Raw genomic sequence first — 21,468 nt, 5'->3', positions numbered from 1 at the left:
GAGAACGTCGCATCGGTGCACATCAACGGACCGTCAGACCCTCGCCGGCTAGGTCAGCGTGTCGAACACTCGAACAGGGTTTCCGCAGGGTGCACGGGCCGTAACCGGCGAGCTCGACTGATGCTCATCCAATCAGTTCCTTGATGAGCGGCTTGATCGGTGCCTCCTCGGTGTGTTCCTGGGAAGCGTCTACGTAGATCTCACACTATCTACCACTTGCGTGGCGGGCGTGGGAGATGGACGTGTGTCACGGCTACCCGCATCACCGTGCGGCGGTACGGGTTTGACCGTGTCCCACACCGACGCTTGTGGTGCAGGAACATGCTGTTTCGGAGTCACCCCCATCCGCTGTGGTGCGATCGGCAGGCTGTGGCGGACCCGGCGGTGTCGCGGCCGACGCGGTGTGGGACTTTTCTTGTGGCGGCACTGGCGCACCGGCGCGTGCTCGGCGACCCGGATCGCGGGCAACTGCCCACGCCGGGGGGTGACGTTGTTCTTGCCGAGGAGCGCGCGTTTGGCCAGGTTCACCCCGGCGATGTGGTCGCGGTTGCCGCCGACCTTGCAGCGAGTACACCACGCGTCGTGGTAGCCGCCGGGGCGTGCAAGTGGTTCGTCGCAGCCCGGACACAATGCGGACGATCCTCGGGCGGGCACCGAGACCACGGTGATGCCGACCTCCGCGGCGGTGTGGGCGAGGGCGACCACGGCTTGGCGGCGGGCGGACTGCGCGGCCCGGTTGTTGTTGACGTGTCCGTGTCCGCGGGTCTCGAGGGTGGTGAGATCTTCCACTGCGATCAGCTGCGCCTGGGCGTCGACGGCGTAGTCGGTGGCCTGGCGGGCGAAGTGGAACGCCAGTTCCCGGTTGATCTTCCCCCGCTTGGCACCCACCGCGGTGCGGTGCTCGTCGAGGACGGCGATCTTCGCCTCCAGCTCGGCGCGGACCTCCGGTGGGGCGGTGGCGGCCAGCCGTGTCAAGCGAGCAGCTTTGCGGTGCAGCATCTGCCCTTCGGTCTGTAGGCGGGCCAGCTTCGCCCCGAGGCCGCGGTCGTCGTACGTGAAACCCCGATAGTCCGAGACCAGACCATCCGGGGTTTCGGTGGCGACGGCAGCAGCACCGAGTGTGGACGGGGACCAGTCCACGCCCACCGCCGTCGTTCCCGATCTCATATCCGCGGCGGGGACTGCTTCGGTGGCAGCGCACCGCAACAGCAGACCTCGGTGGTCGAGATGAAGGGTCGGGAGATGCCACTCGCTGATCGGCCGCGCGTGCAGGTGCGGTGGGATCGCGGCGGTCACCCGGACTCGTCGCCACTGCGCGCGTCCTTCCGGGGCGGGAGTGGTGGGTAGTGTGACGGTCAACGTCATGACGGCGTCGGTGACGGTGAGGTGTGCGAGTTGTCGATCCGCTGCGGAAAGCCGAGCCATCGCCGAGGTCTGGGGTGGTGCTTGCACGTCGGTGATCCGCAGGCGCTCCGCGGCCACGCCGGCGGTGCGGTGTGAGCGCGCGGTGAGCTGCCGCACCACACCACGGGCGTATCCGCACGGGACGTACTCCGCAGCAGTAGTGGGTGCGGCGATGCGGCCGGTGGCCGGGTCGAACCGGGCCGACAGTGCGGTGATCGCGGTGTCTCGGTAGGCCAGCGCCCGCAAAGTGCCTACTGCCTGCGCGGTCACCACCCGCGTGACCCGCGACGGGACGTAGACACCGTCCGGGTAGTGCGGGGTCCAGCCGAGACGCGCAGCAGCGACATGACCTTGCATCGGCAGTTTTCGGCCTCGGCTGTCACATCCGGCGGCCAGGACATCGAAGGTGGCCGGTTGCCACAGCCGCGACAGCAGGTGCGCTTCGGCGCCCCAGATCAGGTCGAGCAGCCACCCGACACGCACGTCGAGGTCGTCGAGCCCGATCGGCGCACCGGTCGCGTCATCGACAGCCAGGTAGGGGCGGGTGGTGAACGAGAACTGCCGCAGCGCAGTGAATCCGGTATCGGCCATCAGCTAGTCCCTCTCCCATCGTGCTGCCGCATCGCCGAAGAAGTCGACGTTGACTCTGCATCGACCGCAACTGGTAGAAACGGCCGGAAACTAAGCGAGCACTGCCATGAAGTCATCCATCAGCTCCTCCACCAGCGACGTGTCCCCATGCTCACGCAGGACCTCGACCTTAACCCCGAGCACCGACAGGTAACGCTCGATCCACGCCACCGCCAAACCGCGCCAACCGATCCCGCCACACCACTCGCCCCACCGTAAAGTGACCCCTGACTGCGTCGTCGAGCATCCGATTCAGTCCCGGCCGGGTCTCCCGCACACCTGAACCACGATCCTCGGAGATCGACGTCCGGGGAGCCGGCACTTCCCCACGCCATGCGCTGTACCTGATGGAACCCAAGCTGGGACTGAGCCCGTACCACGACGCGATACGCATCGCCGGCGCATTCGAACTACCTGCCCGCGACGAACGGGTCCCCGAGCGACGGATCCGACGCCTCGTGGACCGGGTACACCCGTACTTGGCAGGATGGACCCCCGACACGAATGTCGAAATTCGGTCCGGTAGAGCCGGATTACGACCCGCCACACCCGACAGCTTGCCGTTCATCGGCCCGGTTCCCGGTCACCGCGGCCTCTACCTTGCCGCCGGCCACGGCATGTTGGGTGTCACGCTGGCACCTGCCACAGCTGAGGGGATCGCCGACATGGTTACCACCCGTCGAATCCCGGAAGCGATGCTTCCTTTCCAGTTGGCAGGACGCATCTGATGACAGAATCAGGTGCACGACGGTTCGTTGCGGACGCTGATCACGCCCGGGGCGCACGGATGACCGTAGGGATCGCGAGGGGGAGGACGTATTCGAATGCGACGCGTCGTACGGGCCTTCTGGGGGCCGCGGCCGGAGCCGGTCGAAACGCTGGCAGGACGGTGGCGGCAGACGTTGGAGCACGTCACGGAACTGCTGCCGGCGGCCGCGCCACCGGTGCGAGGCGAGTGGCGGCAGGTTCACACGTCGGGACCGGACACCACCTGTTCGCCGGACGACCTGACAGCGGTACTCCTGGACGCGCAGCGCGCTGAAGCGTGGTCGGATCTGACGGGAACCGGATTGCGGCTGATACACACCGGTGCGGACGGGTGGGCGGTCGAATTGTCCGGCGTGGCGGGTGGTGTCCCGCAGTTTCTCCTGCAGTCGCTGGTGATGGCGGTCGACGCGCCCGACGGCGCCGTCGTCCCCGAATCCGAATTACTCGCAATGCTTGCGTCGGTGTGGGAACCGGACTTCGGTGACGTGAGCGACGACGACATTCTCGATGCCCTCGAAGACGACGCCGGGTTCACCGTCGGCGATCCTGTCGTCGGCCGGTTCGGCTATCTGTCCGCGGCCCGCGCCGTCCTGGTACCCGACGGCCCGGAGGCGGTCCGTCAGGACACGCTGGACGGCGGCGTGCTTCTGCACATTGCAGCACCGGACGACATCGACACGATTGTTCGCGTGTACGGCCGACTACGGGACGCCGGCGCACTCGCGCCACTCCCACGGCCGGCGGACCGGCCGACACTGTGACGAGGTGCGCCGCGAGCGCTGTGCACGACGCGCCCGGATACCGCAACCAGCCCCCGCCCCGGGTTCGGACGAGACCCGAAAAAATTCTTCGGGTGGCATGTCGAGAAATTCCGACCGGCTCCGTCTCCACAATGAACGCGACCACAATGGGCCGCACCACCACCGAGGAGAAACACGATGGCCAAGTATCTTCTGCTCAAGCACTACCGCGGCGCCCCGGCTGCGGTCAACGACGTGCCGATGGACCAGTGGACGCCGGAGGAGATCTCGGCCCACATCCAGTACATGCAAGACTTCGCGGACCGACTCGAAGGCAGCGGCGAGTTCGTCGACGGTCAAGCGCTCGCCCCCGACGGAATGTTCGTCCGCTACGACGGCGAGGGTCGCCCACCGGTCACCGACGGCCCCTTCGCCGAGACCAAGGACCTCATCGCCGGCTGGATGATGATCGACGTCGACAGCTACGAACGCGCCATCGAGCTGGCAGGAGAGCTCTCCGCTGCTCCAGGGGCGGGAGGGAAACCGATCCATGAGTGGCTCGAAGTACGCCCTTTCCTCACCGAGCCGCCCACCATCGCTGACTGACCCCCTCCCCCGGCCAGTACCCCGAAGGTGCTCGCCGATCCTCGGCCGCCGCGGACTCCACCCCGCGGCGGCCGAGGCGGTGCGAGACGGAACCGCACCCCGCAACCGACGCATGAGATGTTCTTCTATTCATCGAGCCTCTCGGAGGCAGAAAGGTGGTGGCTCGCTACGCGAGTCCAGGTGCCCGATGACGGACAAGACCGACTTCAAGAAGACCCTCGCCGCCTACCAGGCCCCACGCGGCGAGTTCCGGATCGTGGATGTGCCCGACCTGCAATACCTCATGGTCGACGGTCACGGCGACCCCAACACCTCACCGGCATTCAGCGACGCCGTCGAAGCCCTCTACCCCATCGCGTACAAGCTGAAGTTCGCCAGCAAGCGCGACCTCGGCCGCGACTATGTCGTCCCTCCGCTCGAGGGCTTGTGGTGGGCAGACGACATGGACTCCTTCACCACGGTGCGGGACAAGTCGCGATGGGACTGGACGATGATGATCATGACCCCGAACTGGGTCGACCAGGCTATGTTCACCGCCGCTGTCGAACAGGCCGGTGCCAAGAACCGCCCGATACGCCTCGACGTCCGACTCGCGGATCTGAGCGAAGGGCGGTGTGTGCAGACACTGCACGCCGGCTCCTTCGACGACGAAGCATCCGTGCTCGCACAACTGCACGACGATTTCATCCCGAGCAACGGACTATGTGTGTCCGGCAAGCACCACGAGATCTACCTCAACGACTTCCGCAGGATCGCGCCCGAGAAGCAGCGCACCATCCTCAGACAACCAATCACCACCCGCGCCGCCTCCGGCGCCTGACAACCATCAGCACGTGACGCACTTCCGGCATACTCCGCTTTGTCAGTGCAGTAACCCCGACGCGTGCAGCCCCGTCCGCAACGCCTCGTACTCGCCGTCGTCGAGGGCAAGGAGCGGGGACCGCACGATTCTGTTCTGGAGCACACCGAGCAACTGCAGTGCCCCCTTGACCGTCGTCGCGCCGTAATTGGGGACACCCATGACCGCACGCAACGCCGGCTGCAGGCGGGCATTGATCTCCCGTGCGGTTTCGACGTCCCCCGACACGAAGGCGTCGATCATCGTGCGGATCTCGTCGCCTGCCACGTGCCCGAGAACAGAGACAACCCCGCAGGCCCCATACGCCAGGAACCCCAGGGTGAGGCTGTCGTCTCCCGAGTAGACCGCATAGCCCAATTCGCGCAACATGATCGCCTGAGTGGGGTCTCCAGCGGCATCCTTCACCGCCACCACGGACGGCCATTCCGCCATCGTCTCGAACGTCGACGGCGCCAGCTTGGTACCGGCCCGGCTGGGAATGTCGTAGACCATGACAGGAGCATCGACTGCCTCCACTACATACCGAAAGTGCTGCAGTACACCGCCCTGGCTCGGCTTGTTGTAATACGGCGTCACCAGCAGCAGCCCGTCAGCACCGTGCATGACAGCCTGCCTCGCCAATTCCAGCGTGTGCCGTGTGTCGTTCGTTCCCACCCCGGCAACGATCTTCGCGCGGTCGCCCACCGCATCCTTGACCACTTGCAAGATCCGACCGTCCTCGGCGGTGGTAGTCGTGGCCGCCTCACCGGTCGTCCCCGAGACCACAAGGCCGTCGTGCCCATGATCGACCAGATGTACGGCGATCCGAGCAGTCGCCTCCTCATCGATCTCGCCATCCACGGTGAACGCCGTAGCCATCGCTGTAAGAACGCGCCCGAACGGAGCCACCGGCGCTGACGAATCGGTCATCGCCCTAGTGTATGCGCGACGAACCCGCGTAAACCCTGACGAGGCAAGCTTTCGGCAGGACGATCTCGGCGGCCTTGTCTGCGTCTGTTCATCGCGCAGTCACCGTGCACCTTTCGCGGTGCGGCTGACGGGAACGGTGCATGATCGGCAGGTGCACGCGGCGAGTGCCCCGTGTCGGCGAGGGCTCGAACGGTCCGGTCCCGGCGGGTGATCCAGCCCAGTCAACACATTCCCGGTCACTCGCTGGGAGGGATTCGGCGTTCGAGCAGTTCAGCCAGCTCGGCGATGGTGACCTCGACGGTACCGAACAAGGGATCACCATCCATGGCGGCACGGGCGACGGCCCGGCCCAAACGTTCTATGAGGTCGGCATGCAGTTGATCGGTCATGACTGATCAAGCTCCAGGAAAACCCGCATCGAGCTGCCCATTAATGCGTCTCGCGGCCCCGTCGCCGCCGCCACTCATACTCGCGCCGTGCCGTACCCGCCGAATCCGTCTCGGCACCAGCACCACACCACACAAGACCTCGCCGGCGCAGCCCAACGAGGAGCAGACGCTTGCGGAGACAAGCGCAGATCAGCACGCGCCGCACCCGCAGGAAGGTGATCGTACGGTTGAGGTCTGCGACGCCGGGTATCCACCGGTCATGACCACCGACCATCTGCAGCGCCAGTGTTCCTCACGGGCGGAGGATTACTCCACCGTTCGGATAGTCGCAGCCCGCGAAGCCCAGCTGATGCGGACGCTGGGGCGGGCGGTGAACATCCTCTCGACCGCCGACGTGCCGTTCGCGGTCGGCGGGGACTGCGCCGTGTACGCCCGCGGCGGACTGCCGGCCGAGCACCAGGTGACCACCATCGCCTCGGACAATCACCTGACTGAGGCGAGGACCGCGTTGGCTGCGGGTGGGATGCGGTCCATCGTTTCATCCCAACTCGGGTCACGGCAGGTCGTCGGCGGTGACCTCCGGGTCATCCTGCTGTATCCGGCCTCTACCACCGGGACCGGGGAGGGACTCCTCGAACGGGCCGAGACGATGCGGATCGGGCAGATCTGGGCACCGGTCCTCAGCGGAACCGATCTCATGATCGACAAACTCCGTCATCTCGGTTCCCATCGGTGCGATTTCGTGCCGATGCTGCCCGTCGCCCGCGCATTGCGCGAGCAGGTCGACTGGCCAACCGTGGCGGGGGCCACTGCCGACCTCCCCTGTGCCCGAGCATTTTTGGGGCTGCTCGACGACCTGGCGGTCACAGGGCCGCTGGAGGGGCAGCCCTGACCCACAAGGGCCAGGGCCCTGCCCCGCACCAGTGTTCGACCCGTGCACAGTTCCCGAACCGGCGGATCAGTGGTTGGGGCTCACTGTTGCGCGGCCGCCAGCGTGGTGTTCAAAGTCTTGCTCGGCCTCATCACGGCGTCGGCCTTCTCGCTGTCCGGCTGGTAGTAGCCGCCAATGTCAACCGGCGAGCCCTGCACCTCGATGAGCTCCCGCACGATGGTCTCCTCGTTTTCGGTCAACGCCTCGGCAAGCGTGGCGAAACGTTCCGCCAGTTCCTTGTCCTCGGTCTGCGCGGCGAGTTCCTGTGCCCAGTACAACGCGAGGTAGAACTGGCTGCCCCGGTTGTCGAGCTCGCCGGTCTTGCGCGACGGGTTCTTGTTCTCGTCCAGCAGCTTGCCGGTCGCCGCGTCGAGCGTCTTGGCCAGGATCTTGGCGTGCTCGTTGCCGGTCTTGATGCCGAGGTCCTCGAAGCTGACGGCCAGCGCCAGGAACTCACCGAGCGAATCCCATCGCAGGTGATTCTCCTCCACCAGCTGCTTGACGTGCTTGGGCGCCGACCCACCGGCGCCCGTCTCGTACATGCCACCGCCGGCCATCAGCGGCACGATCGACAGCATCTTGGCGCTAGTGCCGAGTTCCAGGATCGGGAACAGGTCGGTGAGGTAGTCACGCAGGATGTTGCCGGTCGCGGCGATGGTGTCCATCCCGCGGATCAGCCGCTCCAGTGTGTACCGCATCGAGCGCACCTGCGACATGATCTGGATGTCGAGGCCCTCCGTGTCGTGATCCTGCAGGTACAGCTCGACCTTCTTGATCAGCTCGTTCTCGTGCGGGCGGTACGGGTCGAGCCAGAACAGCACCGGCATGCCGGAGTTGCGTGCCCGGGTGACCGCGAGCTTGACCCAGTCGCGGATCGGCGCGTCCTTGACGGTGCACATGCGCCAGATGTCACCCGCCTCGACCTGCTGGGTGAGCAGAACCTCACCGGTCTCGACATCCACGAAGTTGGCGTCGCCGTCCTCCGGAATCTCGAAGGTCTTGTCGTGCGAGCCGTACTCCTCGGCCTTCTGCGCCATGAGCCCGACGTTGGGGACGGTGCCCATGGTCGTCGGGTCGAACGCGCCGTTGGTCTTACAGAAGTTGATGATCTCCTGGTAGATACGCGCGAACGTGGACTCCGGCATTACCGCCTTGGCATCCTTGAGTCGCCCGTCGGCGCCATACATCATGCCGCCCGAGCGGATCATCGCGGGCATCGAGGCGTCCACGATGACGTCGCTGGGCGAATGGAAGTTCGAGATGCCGCGGGCGGAGTCGACCATGGCCAACTCCGGACGGTGCTCATGGCAGTCGTGCAGGTCCTGAATGATCTCCTCGCGCTGCGTGCTGGGCAGCGTCTCGATCTTGTCGTACAGGTCGACGAGGCCGTTGTTGACGTTGACGCCCAATTCGTCGAACAGCTTCTGATGTTTGGCGAAGGCGTCCTTGTAGAAGGTCTTTACCGCGTGACCGAAGACGATGGGGTGCGAGACCTTCATCATCGTCGCCTTGACGTGGAGGGAGAACATCACGCCCGTCTTTCGCGCATCCTCCATCTGCTCCTCGTAGAAGTCGAGCAAGGCCTTCTTGCTCATGAACATGCTGTCCATGATGTCGCCCTCGCCGAGGGCGAGCCCCTCCTTGAGAACGATCGTCTCGCCGCTCTTGGTCACCAACTCCATCCGGACCGTGCGCTGCCGGTCCAGTGTCATCGACTTCTCGCCGTGGTAGAAGTCGCCGTGCCGCATGTGCGCGACGTGGCTGCGCGAGGCCATCGACCATTCACCCATGCTGTGCGGGTGCTTGCGGACGTACTCCTTCACCGCCCGGGGTGCGCGGCGGTCGGAGTTGCCCTCACGCAGGACCGGGTTGACCGCGCTGCCGAGGATCCTGCCATAGCGCTGCCGGATATCGCGTTCCTCGTCGGTCTTGGGGGCTTCCGGAAAGTCCGGAATCTGGTAGCCCTTGCCCTGCAGTTCCTTGATGGCGGCCAGGAGCTGCGGCACAGACGCGCTGATGTTCGGCAGTTTGATGATGTTGGTCTCGGGCAGTTGCGTCAGCCGACCCAGCTCGGCAAGGTTGTCCGGGACGCGCTGCTCCTCGGTGAGGCGGTCGGGGAACTCGGCCAGGATCCGCGCCGGTACCGAGATGTCGCTGGACTCGACCTCGATGCCCGCGGCACCGGCGAAGGTGCGCACGATCGGCAGGAAGGCGTAGGTCGCGAGTAACGGCGCCTCGTCGGTCAGCGTGTAGATGATGGTTGGATGCTTATCGGCGCTCATGGTTGTTCTCCCGCGTCAGTTCGTTCCGAGGTCGATAGGCTCCTCGTGAGGCTATCGGTCTCGCGTCGAATCCAGGTTAGGTGCGACATCATCAGAGCATATTCAAGCGCCCTATTTGGATTCACTGCGACCATTTGGTTCACCATGCGAACACTCCGCGGTCAAGTGCGCATCGATCGCGTTCACCTCATTTCCGGCAGCGATCACCGACCCCACCACCGCCGGACCTTCCCCACCATGCGCTCCACCGAGGCCGGGCGGCGCAACCGCGGACGACCGGATCCGGCGATCCGTGCGTCGGACGGATCACCAGTCCGCGATCACCGGAACGACGCGGTCGCCCAAGAGTTCGAGGGGCGTGATCGACGCGACGCCCGGTACCCATCCGTGGACGTGGGTGACTCCCAGCTTCGACAAGTCCTCGAGCTGACCCAACAGTGTGTCCACGTTCTTTCCGCCCGCACCCGGGTGGAGTGGGAACATCACGGTCTTCTCGATGGCGTCGTAGTCGGTTCCGAGAGCGTCGCAGTGGCTCTTCAACACCTCCAGCTTGTGTGCGACCTCGGGTCCCCCGAACAGGTTGCAGGCCTGTGCGTACTGCGCGACCAGCCGAAGCGTCTTCTTCTCACCCCCGCCGCCGATCAGAATCGGCGGGTGTGGGCGCCGTAGCGGCTGCGGCACATTCATCGTGCGGCCGAGCTGGTAGTGCTTTCCCTCGAACGGTCCGTCGTTCTCGCTCCACATCTGCAGGCAGATCTGCAGTGTTTCCTCCAGTCGTTCGAAGCGTTCGGCCGTGGGCGGGAAGTGGAGCCCGAGTCCCACACTCTCGTCCTCGTTCCAGGCGGCGCCGATTCCCAGGTACGCCCGCCCCTTGGACAGGACGTCGAGCGTGGTCACAGCCTTGGCGAGAAGGCCTGGCTCGCGGTAGACAGTGGCGGTGACCCAGGCCAGCAAATCCACCTTCTTCGTGACGGCAGCGAGGTAGCCGAGAGTGGTGTAAGCCTCGAGCATCTCGGTATCGATCGGTCCTACCGGTTCGATCTGCCAGAGGTGATCCATGACGCTGATCTTGGCGAAACCCACGTCCTCGGCGGTGACGGCAATGCGAGACAAGTCGTGCGCGAGGGTCGACGGTCCGTCCGGAAAGGTGAAGTCGGCGATGTGCAGTCCAAGTTCCATAGCTCCACGTTAGGCTTGTCGGCTACGACTACCCAGGGATCGTCGATACCACCTTGGCCTGCCGATCGCCTGGTAGAGGGTCTCGGAGTCCTGTGGCTGTGGACGGTCCGAGGTGTGCGACGTGCTCGGTCTTGTACTCTCGCAGCGAGTTGCACGGATGAGGGGCGAACTGGATCTCCTGTCCACAAGGATCTCCTCCTAGCGACCACCCCGAATGGCGTCCACCTGCAGGCGAATTCGACCGTATCGGAAGAATGTCGAGCGATCCGCGCCCTGTTCGACCGATTCTCGTGATCGAGCCCACCGCGTTGTCGCACTCGCCGCCCACACACCGGCTTCTGACTGCAGCACAGTGCTGGATACGGATACACTCGAGCCGATCACTCGAAATCGCTGTGCGCCAACGACTAACACCCGCCCGGCTGCGTCCAGACCTGCGCCGACACCAGCACTGAACACGACTGCGCCTACTGATCACTTCCACCAATCCCGTCTGCGATGCGGGACAACGACGTCGTCGAAAGCCGAAGTGTCACCGGCACCCCACCGGCGACGCCCGTCCGCGAGACGACGGACAGTACGGCGACGCTCGCGACGGAGATCACGAGCATGGCCCTCACCGTCGTGGCACAGCGAGCACGAGCAAATCCCGGTGCCCGTGTACGCGAAGGCCCAGAAGCACTTCGTCGCGGGCAACCAGGCCCGACCTCCCTGAAACCGCTCAGGGAGGTCGCAGACGTCATGGCAGTCGGCGTGCCACGGTTCAACGGCAAGTTCGCCACGGCGAAGGCGAACCCAAACAGGAGAATGTGCATCGGTACGGGACAAGGCAGTGCCTTTCAGCGCTCATGCGCCCCGGCCCGCTACCCCCGAATGAGGACGGACCGTGGCGGCGATTGGAGCACCGCATCCCTCGCCCGCCGAAGCGGGCGTCGCCATCCATAAGAACTCATGCACCCATCCTTGCATTCACGTACGACAGACCCGAGCCGCCTATCACCCCGTACACCGCCGATACCTGTGATTCAATCGCGTCATGCGCAAATCACTGCTGGTAGCCGCGTTGATAGCGTCCGGAACAGTTGTCGCGGCCATGCCCGCGGGGGCGGCACCGACGCAGCCGTCCTGGTCGGGCGAGTACTCCGTGAAGCGCTTCGCCGCGACGAAGGACGGCACGAGCTTGGCCGTGCGGCAGTGGGAGCCCGACTTCGCCGATACGTACACATTCGAGACCAGTTGCGCGGACGACACCTGCGTGGCCACCGTGACCGATGGGCCCACGCCAGCCAACCCGACACTGCCGCTGCCGCCGCAGTACACCTGGGACGGGACCAGCTGGGTCCACACCTACGACTGGGAGTGGGACTGCTACCAAGGCGAGGGGGTGCCGAAGGTGTGGGCACCGGCGCACTCGGTTGCGTACTACACACCGCAACCAGACGGGACGCTGACCGGTTCCTGGCGTACCGATATCGACAGCGGCCCGTGCGAGGGCTCGGTGATCATGGACGTCGCGGCCTACCCCGTCGCGCCGCCTCCCGGACCATTCGGCAGCAGTTCATAGGCACAGACGCCTGTACCACCCCCGACATCGGGGTGGTCACCCATAGGGGCCTGTTGTGTTCACCCGTTGGCCCGGCGGTGCCGCGGGATCGGGAACAGCAGAGCGCTTCGCTCGCATCACCGCCGTGGGCGGTGCCGCAATCGATGCGGCCGAGTCGCATCCGAGGTCGGCGTGACCGAAACATGCGCCAATGATCCAGCGCGACCGATTCTTTGCCGTGATTGAGCCACACGAGATGCGCCATCGTACGCACCGCCGATGGGTAATCGAGCTCCCCGCCCTCCTCGCGAAGACAGCCCACCATTGCGGGTCAGCGCCGGACTTCGACAGGCTTCCCCCTTCGACCGGCTTGCTTTGTGCTTCGCTCGGGAATATGTACGAGCCATCAGACACGCGTCAATGCCTCCCCCATCGTGCGGTTGAGGGTGCTGAGCGAGCGGACGGCACTGCGAACCGGCCCCGGCGTGGTGGTCGACTGCAGCATGACGTCGGGTGCCGAGGTTTCGGTGAGTTTCTCTGGAGGCTCTACGTGCTCGCCGGCGAGTGCGCGTTTGACGTCGGCGATGGTTGCCTTGGTGACATGGGATGCTTGGCGCAATGCCTTCGTGGTCTCCTGCGACGGTTCGCTGTCCGGTTCGCCACGGGAGGCGCTTACCCCTGCTCGGGCGAGTGCATGAGACGACCGATTGCTGACCGTCATGATCCGCAACAACCGTTTCGCTCCCCGACGAGTCCGCGTCGTCGGTCCCATTTCCAAGGGTTTGCCCGCCGTGACAAGGTCCTTCAGCGCGTTGTCCAGCTTCCGGATGTCGGCGACGAGGTCAGTCTCGTGGCCTGGTTGGACGACGGCTCCGATAGCGGTGTCGATGATGACACTCATCTGATCGAGGTAGTCGTCGATCTTCGAGATCAGCGTCGATCTCGTTCCGGTGGAGAAGATGAAGTACGCCGCCGCTATTCCGACCAGTCCCCCGGCCGCCGTTTCGTAGATGCGCAGTTCGAGTACCTCGATGCTGAATGTGCCGAGCAGTCCGTACAGCATCGCAAGCATGACCGTGACGAAGAAGGAGAGCAATGCGTAGGCGACCGTGACGAGGTAGAACGCGAAGAATACGCAGACGACGAGCAAGAGCAGCTGCAACGGCTGGTTGTTTCCGACCACCGCGGACAGCACCACTCCTGCAAGAACTCCCGCGATGGTGCCGACCACGCGGTGGCCTGCGCGCGAGAGAATCTCACCGCGGGTAGACGCTCCGGTGAAAACGAGGAAGGCCGTCAGGACCGCCCAGTACCAGCGGTCGGGCGAGATGAGCTCACCGAGAATCGTTGCAGCGCTGGTCGCGACGGCTACCTGGATCGCCGCTTTGGTGCTCGGATTCCATCCGGTGTCCGTTTCTTCGTCCTCGTCCGGCTTCTTCCTCGGCTCGGAATCTGTTCGCAGGGCATTGTTGGTGATGTGATGGATCGCGATGTGTGCCTGCACTGCTCGCATCGCGACGGCGGTCGCGATACCCGCCTGAGTCGATGGATCGGACTTGTCTGCGGCCGCAGCGGCGAGGCGTCGGGCAGCGCGGAGTTGGTCGTCCGACGGATTGTTCTGCAGGCACGATCCCAATGCCGTGGTCGCCTGCCCCAGCGAATTCGGCCACGACTTGTTCGGGTCGAGCGCCCACAGCGCGCTGACGAGTTGTTCGGTAGCGATTTGCGCATCGAAGATACGAACGGACAGATCATCATTCGTGACGCTCAGGAGCCGAGCTGCATCGTTGCGGTCGAGCCAGTCGTCGATCATCAGCGCGGTGCTTCCGAGCCGATCGAGTTTCTTGCGGAGTAGATCGAGATTCCGATCACCCCTGTTCAGCGCCACCTCCAGCACGTCGATCGACGCGGCCCGCAGCGCCCGAACCAACCGTTTGAGTTCGAGCCCGGGCCGGTCCGGCAGGATCACCGTACGGACGAGGAGCGAGATTCCGACGCCGGCGACGACGGACACGGCGAGGATGGGAATCTGCCCAGGCTCGGCCCGAAGGAAGAGCGCGAAGAAGTAGCAGATGAACGCGACCATCCCGAGAGCCGTCCCTCGCGGGCCGTAGCGCCGCACCCAGACGGCCGCGAAGAGCACCGCGATGAAACCCACATCGGCGACCTTCCCGAACTGTGACAGCACCGCGGACATCGACACCGCTGCGATTGCCGGGAACACGAGCAGCAGTGTCGTGATCACCCTGCTGTGCTGATCCCTGTCCTTGACCGCCGCCGAGGACTGCATCGCGACGACCGTCCCGAGCAGCGCGACGGTGAGTGGCTGACCGATCACGTCGGAACCCGGTAACAGCACCACCATCGCGAGCACGACGGTGATCGTCGTGGCGGTTGCGGCACGGAGCCGCAGCCTGCCGGGATCGGAGACCGCGAGAAAACGGACAGTCTCCTGTACGAACCGAAAAGCCATTCACCGATTGTGCGCCTTCGGCACCCGCGCATCCGTCATGACACCCCTACACATCGTGGTGCTCTGCGATATCTCCCCGAAGTACTTCCTGTCGACCGTTAATCCTATGCACTGTAGGTTGATTCGGTACGTATTCGCGTCTTACCTATCGCGGTCAGTCTCGGAAGACATCGCCACCGATCTCTTCGAGATCTACCGCGCCTTCGAGGAAGAGCAAACCCGGCCGGCGAACGACGCTTGGACAAGCAATGAACCGTCCTACGCTGCGCCGTGTCACCTCCTCCATGCGAGTCTCAGCCATTCACCCACCGGTACCGCATGTCGGAGGGGCGGGGCATGAGGAACTTATCGAGCTCCGAGGCCACCAGCGCCACCCGCTCTTCCCGGGGGAAGCCGAAACCCATGACCGTGTCGTCCTGGTAGAACGCCGCGTCGACCAGGCGTCCGACCCGGAACCTCACCTCGTCGCGTACGAGCGCCTCATAGGAACGAGGCAACGTGGCGGCGATCGCCCGGGCCTCGTCGATCGTCACCCCCATCGGCGGCGCAGCACCTCGGCGGTGCCGTGGTCAGCGGGCAGGAACGCCTCGAGGTGCAACTCGGCGAGCGTCACGTCGGCGGCGGTCGCGAACGACGTGAGCGTCGTGATGAGCCGGAGGTCGCCATCGGCCGAGCCCAGCTCCAACGGCACCGCGAAGCCGAGCACCTCGGCCCCCTCGGGCAGCGGCGGAAAGGTAGGACGCGAGCTCGGCGAGCAGCGCCTCCAACGCCGGGTCGGGGCTCTGCGCCAGCTGAGCCCGCAGGTGCTCGGTGATGTGCCGGCCCCACTCCGGCAGGTTGCGCACCCGGGGCGCGTTCGCATCGGGGTGCAGGGCCAGGCGGAACACGTTGACCGGTGGCGCGAGCAACGCGGGGTCGACGTCTTAGTAGAACATCTCGAACGCCCGGTTGGCGGTGACGAGGATGATGCCGTGGGGCCGCACGACCATCGCCGGGTACGGGAGATGACCATCGAGAATTGTCTCCAGCGGCTGGCGAACCGGGCGGAGCGCCTCGTCGTCGAGCGGTGATTCCGGGAACGCCGGGGCGAAGCCGGCAGCGAGGAGCATCTCGTTGCGCTCCCGCAGCGTGAGCTCCATCGACTTCGCCAGCCGCAACACCATGCCCCGACCCGGGCGGGAGCGGCCCTGTTCGATGAAGCTCCCGTGCCGCTGGATGGTGCCCGCCCGAAGCGCGAGATCCAGCTGACTCATCCGGCGGGCCGTTCGCCAGCGCCGGAACTCACTCGGAAACCGCGCCATCACCGATCAATCTTCGCTCACCCCCGGGGGTCGATGCCATTACTTCCAGGTAGTTGCCGGTAGTGACTCCGCGGCAGACGATACGGCCATGACCGACACAGCAGCAGTCATCGATCAATACAACGCCGCGTTCCTCGAACGGGCACCCGACAAGCTCGTCGACCTCATCGCCCCGACTGAGTGATGGAGGGCACCGGCCCGGAGCCCGACGGCAACCGAGGGACGGACTACGACGAATGCCTCGCGGGCTGGCAGGGATTGGCCTCCGATCCCGCCATCGGGTTCACGGTCGAGCACGTCGACATCGACGGCGACCGAGCCGTCATCCGCTGGAGGATCACCGGCACCGCGAACTATCGGGGCGTGAATCTCATGCGCGTCCGCGACGGGAAGATCGTCGAGGCGCTCGGGTATGGCAAGCGGCCCTAGCAGGCCGTGTCGAGCCGCCGGGTGGTGCCCTGCTCGGCGGACCCGCGACAAACGGCGAACGCCACCGTCACGGGACATCCTCGAAATTCGAGGAACGTTTCGGACAGTCCCAAACCCACCCAGCAGCAGCCGCCGCAGGAGCCGTCCTCGGCGCCGGTCCCGACCAGCTGAGACTCGGCGGCCGCGCGATGCTCTTCGGCTCCCGCGAGCGCTCACTGTGGGTGCTGGGCACCGGGATGCTCTCGTTGTCGAGAGCATCGAGAACATGGAGCTCGGGCACAACGTGATGCACGGGCAATGGGACTGGATGAACGACCGTGTCGGTGTGCTGCGTCCGACCTCACTGTCGCGAGTCGGCTCCGGCGCGGCCGGCGAGCGCCAGCCCGATCCTCAATGAGGCGATGCGCCGGGCACGCGGACCGGCTAGAGGCGAGCGGCGGCGAACTGTGCAGCCGCGATGGTCATCCCGTTCGCGGGATACAACGCGTGCGCGACATTGGGGCGTCCCAGAGGGGCCCCATCGCAGATGTTGTCGCCGGGAGCGCACAAATCGATTGTCTTGGGCCCGAACAGCGGCCCGACAACGATCGGCGGACTGCCTGCATCATGCATAAACCGATCCGAGGGTTTTCCGAAGAAGACGACCGCGGCAACGTGGCTCGCCACATCCGGCGACAACGGCCCGGGTAGGCCTAGCTCGGTAGGTAATCCGGCTGGATTTCCGTCCGCGGTGACGAACCCTGCCACAGCCGCGCCCTGAGAGTAACCGCCGACCACCATCCTTGTGTTGGGGCAGCTTGTCGCCATGAACTGAATCCGAGAATGCATGTCCCGCATCCCGTCGACGAAGGTGTGGAGAAACGCTTGCCTGTCATCAAAATTGCTAGCGGCAGGGTAGTTGACGGCGTACACCCCGATGGACCGCGCGCCCGCGAACAAACGAAGCGATTCGACGAATGAGACTCCTGTGATGCCCACGCCATCCGGTTGATCGGTACCCCGGGCGAACGCCACCTCGACATCGGGACACGGCTGGGCGGATGCGGGCGGGGATTCGACGGGTACGCCGAGCAGCGCTGCAAACGTCAGCACCGCCGTGCACAGGAATCGAGCGAGCGTGCGTGTCGCCATGAGGTAAACAGTACATTCAATACCGGACGCGATCATGCTTCATTACCGACCCCGGGAAATTATTCTCCCCCGACCGGTCGATCACCGCATCTCGACCGCGATGAGAATTGAGGGTTGAAGCAGGTGTGGAAGGTCCGTCGCCTGCTCAGCCATCCCAGTCGATCGGATTGCCAGAACTACAGGGTCAAGTGCCCGCACAACCTATTTGCACCCGGCCAAAAGTATTGCGTTGCTGCAACGTCCACACTGCCGTCTAGGCGAATGACATTGGCAGACAATAACCAGCGGGCCGGCACACCAACGCCTTCCAAGGCCGGTTGAACCCAGAGGAGATGGAGGCGTCAGGTACACCGAACTTCCGGCCCGCTTCGTTACAACAACGCATCCGCATCGGCACGGTGGCCGTCCGAGAGCGAGCGCGCCACACACGACGTCCCCACCTCACGGGCCGACCCCGGGAGCGTGTTGCGGCACCGGATCCTCTAACCTGTCGGGTCCGAACACGCAGAGCACGAGGTAGAACAACTATGGCCACCGACTACGACGCACCGAGAGTCACCGAATCCGACGAGACGGACTCATCCCTCGAACAGCTGACCGCCAGCCGGAAAGACACCCAGTCTCCGGTCGTGGACGTCGAGGACACCGACACCGCGGAGTCCTTCGAGCTGCCCGGCGCCGACCTGTCCGGCGAAGAATTCACCGTCCGCGTCATCCCGAAACAGTCTGACGAATTCACTTGCACCAGTTGCTTTCTGGTCCATCACCGCAGCCGCCTCGCCGACGATCGGGAGCTGATCTGCCGGGACTGCGCCTGAGAACGTCGGCACATCCGACGCCCCGCCCTCCACTCGCCCCGCCTCCACTAACGGCTGATGTGTCCGGCTTCGACGCACATCGCCCATCGAGCGCCGGCCAGGATGGTCAGGTCGGCGGGTCGAGGACCCGCACCGACCGCGGAAGCGGCTGTACCGCAATACCGCAACGCCTCGCCGCCGCCGCGAAAGACTCCGGGCGGGGATCCACCGGCCAGGACACCTCACCGGCCGGACCGAATACCGCGGCCGCATTCGCCGCCGCTCCCGTGGTGAACCGCGTCTGGTACCGGATGCCGTCGAACTCGACGTCGAACGCCGTCGCCCACGCCCGAGGAACGTCGTACGGAGTCATCGAAGACAACTCGCGGGTGAGCCCGAACGCGGCAGCCGCGTCAGTACAGGTGTCCGCAAGGTCATGGGTGCCCGGTACCCGCAGAGTCGACAGTGCCCGCTCGGCCGCGAAGTCGTGGGCGATCACCCCGAGCGATGCCAACGCCTCCCCCACCGTCTCCCGGATCGCCGTCGTCTCATCGAATCCGACGTAGCAAGTACCCCGCGGCGCGAACAAATCGAAGCGTCCGCCACCGGACGAGGAGAACCACCACGGCCCATTCGAGACCCGGTGACCCCGCTTGACCTGCCTCCTCCCGGTCAACCGCCAACCAGGAAACCTGGTAAGTGTACGTCGTCCGGGCGCTCGCAGGGCAACGCCCTCCCGGGTCACGCCGCCCACCGCTGCACGTCCGCGCGGGCCGCCGCCAGGACCGGGTCGACCCGGCCACCCTCGGCCAACCAGCCCACCGCGGCCTTACCGCCGAACGCATCCTGCGGTGCCCGCAGCCACAGCGCACACGTCCACGGGTCCGCCCCCGCACGCAGGACACGCCACACCTGCACCAGCGCCGGGTCCACCGTGCCACTGCTGGTGAACTGCCACACCGGATAGACCCATTGCCCCTCCTCGAGTTGGCACGCGATCACCGCGTTGGTAGCGACCTTCTTGCTCACCGCCTGCCGACTGACACTCCACCACCGAGTCAGGCCGGCCGTGTCGTAGAACGGGCCCACGACCTGGTCATAGACATGATGGGTGGGAAGCGCGGCCGACATCGCATCCGCGATCGCCTGCACGTCCGCGAACGCATCGGTGGGCACACCGGCCGCAGCCGCCGCAGCGAACGTACGGTGCACCCGCCGCGAGAGCTCCTCCATCAATTGCTTCTCCTGCTCCACCAGCGACGTCATCACCACTACCCACCCTTCGCGTCAACCTTGTCAACCACAATGATGTGACTCTGAGTCAACCGCGTCAACCAGAGTCCGAGCGGTCCCGGTGCACATGCACGATCGGTTTCGATCTCGAACACCGCCGCTCAGCGTTCGGTCGAGTCCGTGAGCGGCGTGGCCGGCGCTCCTGCGAGGCTGCAGAGCGCCGGGCGGTCCGAGGTCTAGACCCCCGACAACTCGGCCGCGGTGGCAGCATGAGAGCTAGTAGGGCTGGAAGTGGGCCGCGCTGATTCGAATCTTGGCCGTCTAACGGCGAGGCCGACGCCATGGACACGGAACCGTGTGAGATCTGAATCCGAATGAAGGAGCGCCAGGAAGATGACAACCATGAGGTCTGTCGTTGCCGACATGTTGGGCGAACCGTCCGAGGTTCTGCACCTGCAGACCCGCCCGCTTCCGGAGCCCGGTCCCGGCCAGGTCCGGATCCGGGTGACAGCAGTACCTGTCCATGCCAGCGATCTGCATACAATCCGCGGCAGATACGGATTCACCCCGGAGTTCCCCACCGTGCCCGGAATCGAATCCGTCGGTGTGATCGACGAACTCGGTAGCGGCACAGTCGGTCTAACCGTCGGGCAACGCGCCATCACGATCGGAGTCACGGGCACGTGGCAGGAGTATGTCGTCGCCGATGCCGGGCGGGTCTTGCCTGTTCCCGCCGGCATGAGCGAGTCCACGGCCGCCCAGATTCTCGCCAATCCGCTCACCGCCGTGATCTTGACCGGTGATGAGCTCGATGTTCGACCGGGTGAATGGCTCCTACAGACCGCGGCCGGTTCAACCGTGGGCCAGTCGGTCGTCCAACTCGGGGCGTACGTCGGCTTCAAGACCCTCAACGTGGTCCGTCGTCGATCCGCTGTCGAGGACATCCTCGCGCTGGGGGGCACCGCGGTGATCTGCACGGAGGATGAAGACCTGCGCGAACGGGTGGCCGACATTGCGGGCCACGACGGCGTGGCCAAGGCGATCGACTGTGTCGGCGGTCAGGTAGGTGCGGACGTGTCGCGTGCGCTCGCCCCGAATGGTGAGCTGGTCGTCTACGGTGCGCTGTCCACGCATCGCCAAACCGATCCCGACAAACTCACCATCCCGATCTTCGCGCGTTCACTGATCTACGAAACCAAGACCGTTCGGGGATTCTGGCTGTTCCGCTGGCTCACCGAGACCCCGAGGGAACGGATGGCCGCAGCAATCGACCGGACAGTTCAGCTCGCCGACAGCGGCGCGCTGCGCGTGCCCGAGGGCCGGCCGATCCCCGTCGAAAATTTCAGCGAAGCCGTCTATCTGGCCGAAGCCCCCCAACACGGGGGAAAGCCGTTGCTGGTATTCGAACGGTAGGAGGCAGACGCCGCCCTTCGACGAGTAGGCGCGGCCCACCTCACGGGCGGGGCGGCGGCCCGGGAGGGCGCGCCGGGCACACGTACCCCGAGCCGACGGAAAGCCGTAGGACCGTCCGTTGAAGATCTTCATCCCGGGGCGCTCACCGGTGGCACGTTCACGTGTGCGACTCGGGATGCACACGATCTGGGACCACTGGCCGGAGCGTTGGCCGAGTGGGAGTCACGTCTCGCGCCTCAGCCTTCCGGTTCCTCGCCCCTTCCCAAGTCACCTGTCGACGACCTTTCGCACCACGCCGTCGATCCCACCGATCCACCCTCGACTCAGTCGCGTAATCCGCGCAGGCGCAGGCTGACGAGCGCCGCTTCTCGACCAGGATCTCCGCGCACAGCAACAGATGGACCGCAGGAACGATCAGGACGACGGTGCTACATCGATCCCGATCCGCCGC

Annotated in this window: 21 protein-coding genes and 2 pseudogenes; 10 read left to right on the top strand and 13 right to left on the bottom strand. The window is 65.4% G+C overall.

From position 1 onward, the window contains the following. Nucleotides 1-189: 189 nt before the first annotated feature. Nucleotides 190-1,995: a zinc ribbon domain-containing protein gene (locus JVH1_RS34765; protein ID WP_371113065.1), complete on the bottom strand. Its 1,806-nt coding sequence runs from the start codon at nt 1,993-1,995 to the stop codon at nt 190-192. A 266-nt stretch (nt 1,996-2,261) separates the two neighbouring features. Here JVH1_RS34765 and JVH1_RS34760 point away from each other — a divergent pair, with 266 nt between their 5' ends. The 4 genes from JVH1_RS34760 to JVH1_RS34745 all read left to right on the top strand — a co-directional run bounded on the left by JVH1_RS34760 (nt 2,262) and on the right by JVH1_RS34745 (nt 4,968). Then, nucleotides 2,262-2,762, top strand: a complete 501-nt coding sequence (locus JVH1_RS34760) for an NAD(P)/FAD-dependent oxidoreductase (RefSeq protein ID WP_371113101.1) — start codon at nt 2,262-2,264, stop codon at nt 2,760-2,762. A gap of 96 nt (nt 2,763-2,858) precedes the next feature. Continuing rightward, complete coding sequence (locus JVH1_RS34755) at nt 2,859-3,563, top strand: hypothetical protein (RefSeq protein WP_009473238.1); 705 nt, start codon at nt 2,859-2,861, stop codon at nt 3,561-3,563. Nucleotides 3,564-3,740: 177 nt separating this feature from the next. Then, nucleotides 3,741-4,148 carry a YciI family protein gene (locus JVH1_RS34750; protein WP_009473239.1) on the top strand — a complete coding sequence of 136 codons (408 nt, stop codon included), beginning with the start codon at nt 3,741-3,743 and terminating at the stop codon, nt 4,146-4,148. A gap of 187 nt (nt 4,149-4,335) precedes the next feature. Next, the gene (locus JVH1_RS34745; RefSeq protein WP_009473240.1) at nt 4,336-4,968 is read left to right on the top strand and encodes a GyrI-like domain-containing protein; all 633 of its coding nucleotides are present in this window, start codon (nt 4,336-4,338) and stop codon (nt 4,966-4,968) included. A 42-nt stretch (nt 4,969-5,010) separates the two neighbouring features. Here JVH1_RS34745 and dapA read toward each other — a convergent pair whose 3' ends face one another. Both dapA and JVH1_RS34735 read right to left on the bottom strand, forming a co-directional pair. Next, nucleotides 5,011-5,916 (bottom strand): 4-hydroxy-tetrahydrodipicolinate synthase, encoded by a 906-nt coding sequence (gene dapA, locus JVH1_RS34740; RefSeq protein ID WP_009473241.1) that lies wholly within the window; start codon nt 5,914-5,916, stop codon nt 5,011-5,013. Nucleotides 5,917-6,152: 236 nt separating this feature from the next. Beyond that, nucleotides 6,153-6,305 carry a hypothetical protein gene (locus JVH1_RS34735; RefSeq protein WP_009473242.1) on the bottom strand — a complete coding sequence of 51 codons (153 nt, stop codon included), beginning with the start codon at nt 6,303-6,305 and terminating at the stop codon, nt 6,153-6,155. 259 nt (nt 6,306-6,564) lie between these two features. Here JVH1_RS34735 and JVH1_RS34730 point away from each other — a divergent pair, with 259 nt between their 5' ends. Beyond that, nucleotides 6,565-7,197, top strand: coding sequence for a hypothetical protein (locus JVH1_RS34730; RefSeq protein WP_043777836.1), 633 nt, complete (start codon nt 6,565-6,567; stop codon nt 7,195-7,197). A gap of 80 nt (nt 7,198-7,277) precedes the next feature. Here the strand turns inward: JVH1_RS34730 and JVH1_RS34725 are convergent, their stop codons facing one another. Then, entirely contained in the window at nt 7,278-9,518 is a 2,241-nt protein-coding gene (locus JVH1_RS34725; protein ID WP_009473244.1) for an NADP-dependent isocitrate dehydrogenase, read from the bottom strand. 306 nt (nt 9,519-9,824) lie between these two features. Further along, nucleotides 9,825-10,697 (bottom strand): LLM class F420-dependent oxidoreductase, encoded by an 873-nt coding sequence (locus JVH1_RS34720; protein WP_009473245.1) that lies wholly within the window; start codon nt 10,695-10,697, stop codon nt 9,825-9,827. A gap of 1,036 nt (nt 10,698-11,733) precedes the next feature. Here JVH1_RS34720 and JVH1_RS34715 point away from each other — a divergent pair. Next, nucleotides 11,734-12,261, top strand: a complete 528-nt coding sequence (locus JVH1_RS34715) for a hypothetical protein (RefSeq protein ID WP_009473248.1) — start codon at nt 11,734-11,736, stop codon at nt 12,259-12,261. 385 nt (nt 12,262-12,646) lie between these two features. Here the strand turns inward: JVH1_RS34715 and JVH1_RS34710 are convergent, their stop codons facing one another. The 5 genes and pseudogenes from JVH1_RS34710 to JVH1_RS34690 form a co-directional block, all read right to left on the bottom strand. Beyond that, the gene (locus JVH1_RS34710; RefSeq protein WP_009473250.1) at nt 12,647-14,713 is read right to left on the bottom strand and encodes an FUSC family protein; all 2,067 of its coding nucleotides are present in this window, start codon (nt 14,711-14,713) and stop codon (nt 12,647-12,649) included. 293 nt (nt 14,714-15,006) lie between these two features. Then, nucleotides 15,007-15,252, bottom strand: coding sequence for a hypothetical protein (locus JVH1_RS34705; protein WP_009473251.1), 246 nt, complete (start codon nt 15,250-15,252; stop codon nt 15,007-15,009). Further along, nucleotides 15,243-15,419, bottom strand: coding sequence for a hypothetical protein (locus JVH1_RS34700; RefSeq protein WP_009473252.1), 177 nt, complete (start codon nt 15,417-15,419; stop codon nt 15,243-15,245). Before JVH1_RS34700 ends, JVH1_RS34705 begins: the two co-directional genes overlap by 10 nt. 73 nt (nt 15,420-15,492) lie before the next feature. Then, nucleotides 15,493-15,600: pseudogene (locus tag JVH1_RS34695) on the bottom strand (transcriptional regulator); the annotation flags it as partial. A gap of 36 nt (nt 15,601-15,636) precedes the next feature. Further along, entirely contained in the window at nt 15,637-15,966 is a 330-nt protein-coding gene (locus JVH1_RS34690) for a helix-turn-helix transcriptional regulator (protein ID WP_337460141.1), read from the bottom strand. Nucleotides 15,967-16,197: 231 nt separating this feature from the next. Between JVH1_RS34690 and JVH1_RS34685 the strand changes: the two genes are divergently transcribed. After that, entirely contained in the window at nt 16,198-16,443 is a 246-nt protein-coding gene (locus JVH1_RS34685) for a nuclear transport factor 2 family protein (protein WP_009473254.1), read from the top strand. A 167-nt stretch (nt 16,444-16,610) separates the two neighbouring features. Beyond that, a pseudogene (locus tag JVH1_RS34680) lies at nt 16,611-16,759 on the top strand (acyl-CoA desaturase); the annotation flags it as partial. Between the two features lie 107 nt (nt 16,760-16,866). Here JVH1_RS34680 and JVH1_RS34675 read toward each other — a convergent pair. Further along, a complete protein-coding gene (locus JVH1_RS34675; protein ID WP_009473257.1) occupies nt 16,867-17,610 on the bottom strand; it encodes a cutinase family protein in 744 nt (247 codons plus the stop codon). 491 nt (nt 17,611-18,101) lie between these two features. Here JVH1_RS34675 and JVH1_RS34670 point away from each other — a divergent pair, with 491 nt between their 5' ends. After that, nucleotides 18,102-18,392, top strand: a complete 291-nt coding sequence (locus JVH1_RS34670) for a DUF4193 domain-containing protein (RefSeq protein ID WP_009473259.1) — start codon at nt 18,102-18,104, stop codon at nt 18,390-18,392. Between the two features lie 106 nt (nt 18,393-18,498). On the opposite strand, the gene JVH1_RS34665 is transcribed toward JVH1_RS34670, so the two are convergent. After that, the gene (locus JVH1_RS34665) at nt 18,499-19,047 is read right to left on the bottom strand and encodes an RES domain-containing protein (protein WP_237735095.1); all 549 of its coding nucleotides are present in this window, start codon (nt 19,045-19,047) and stop codon (nt 18,499-18,501) included. 65 nt (nt 19,048-19,112) lie between these two features. Continuing rightward, entirely contained in the window at nt 19,113-19,637 is a 525-nt protein-coding gene (locus tag JVH1_RS34660; protein ID WP_192817810.1) for a hypothetical protein, read from the bottom strand. 369 nt (nt 19,638-20,006) lie between these two features. Between JVH1_RS34660 and JVH1_RS34655 the strand changes: the two genes are divergently transcribed. Then, entirely contained in the window at nt 20,007-21,017 is a 1,011-nt protein-coding gene (locus tag JVH1_RS34655; RefSeq protein WP_043777835.1) for a zinc-dependent alcohol dehydrogenase family protein, read from the top strand. Nucleotides 21,018-21,468: the final 451 nt, after the last annotated feature.

Origin of the sequence: Rhodococcus sp. JVH1, assembly GCF_000280725.2 — a bacterium.
Lineage (GTDB): Bacteria > Actinomycetota > Actinomycetes > Mycobacteriales > Mycobacteriaceae > Rhodococcus_F > Rhodococcus_F jostii_A.
The sequence above is the reverse complement of the archived record's forward strand: the minus strand, read 5'-3'. Positions and strand labels throughout refer to the sequence as shown.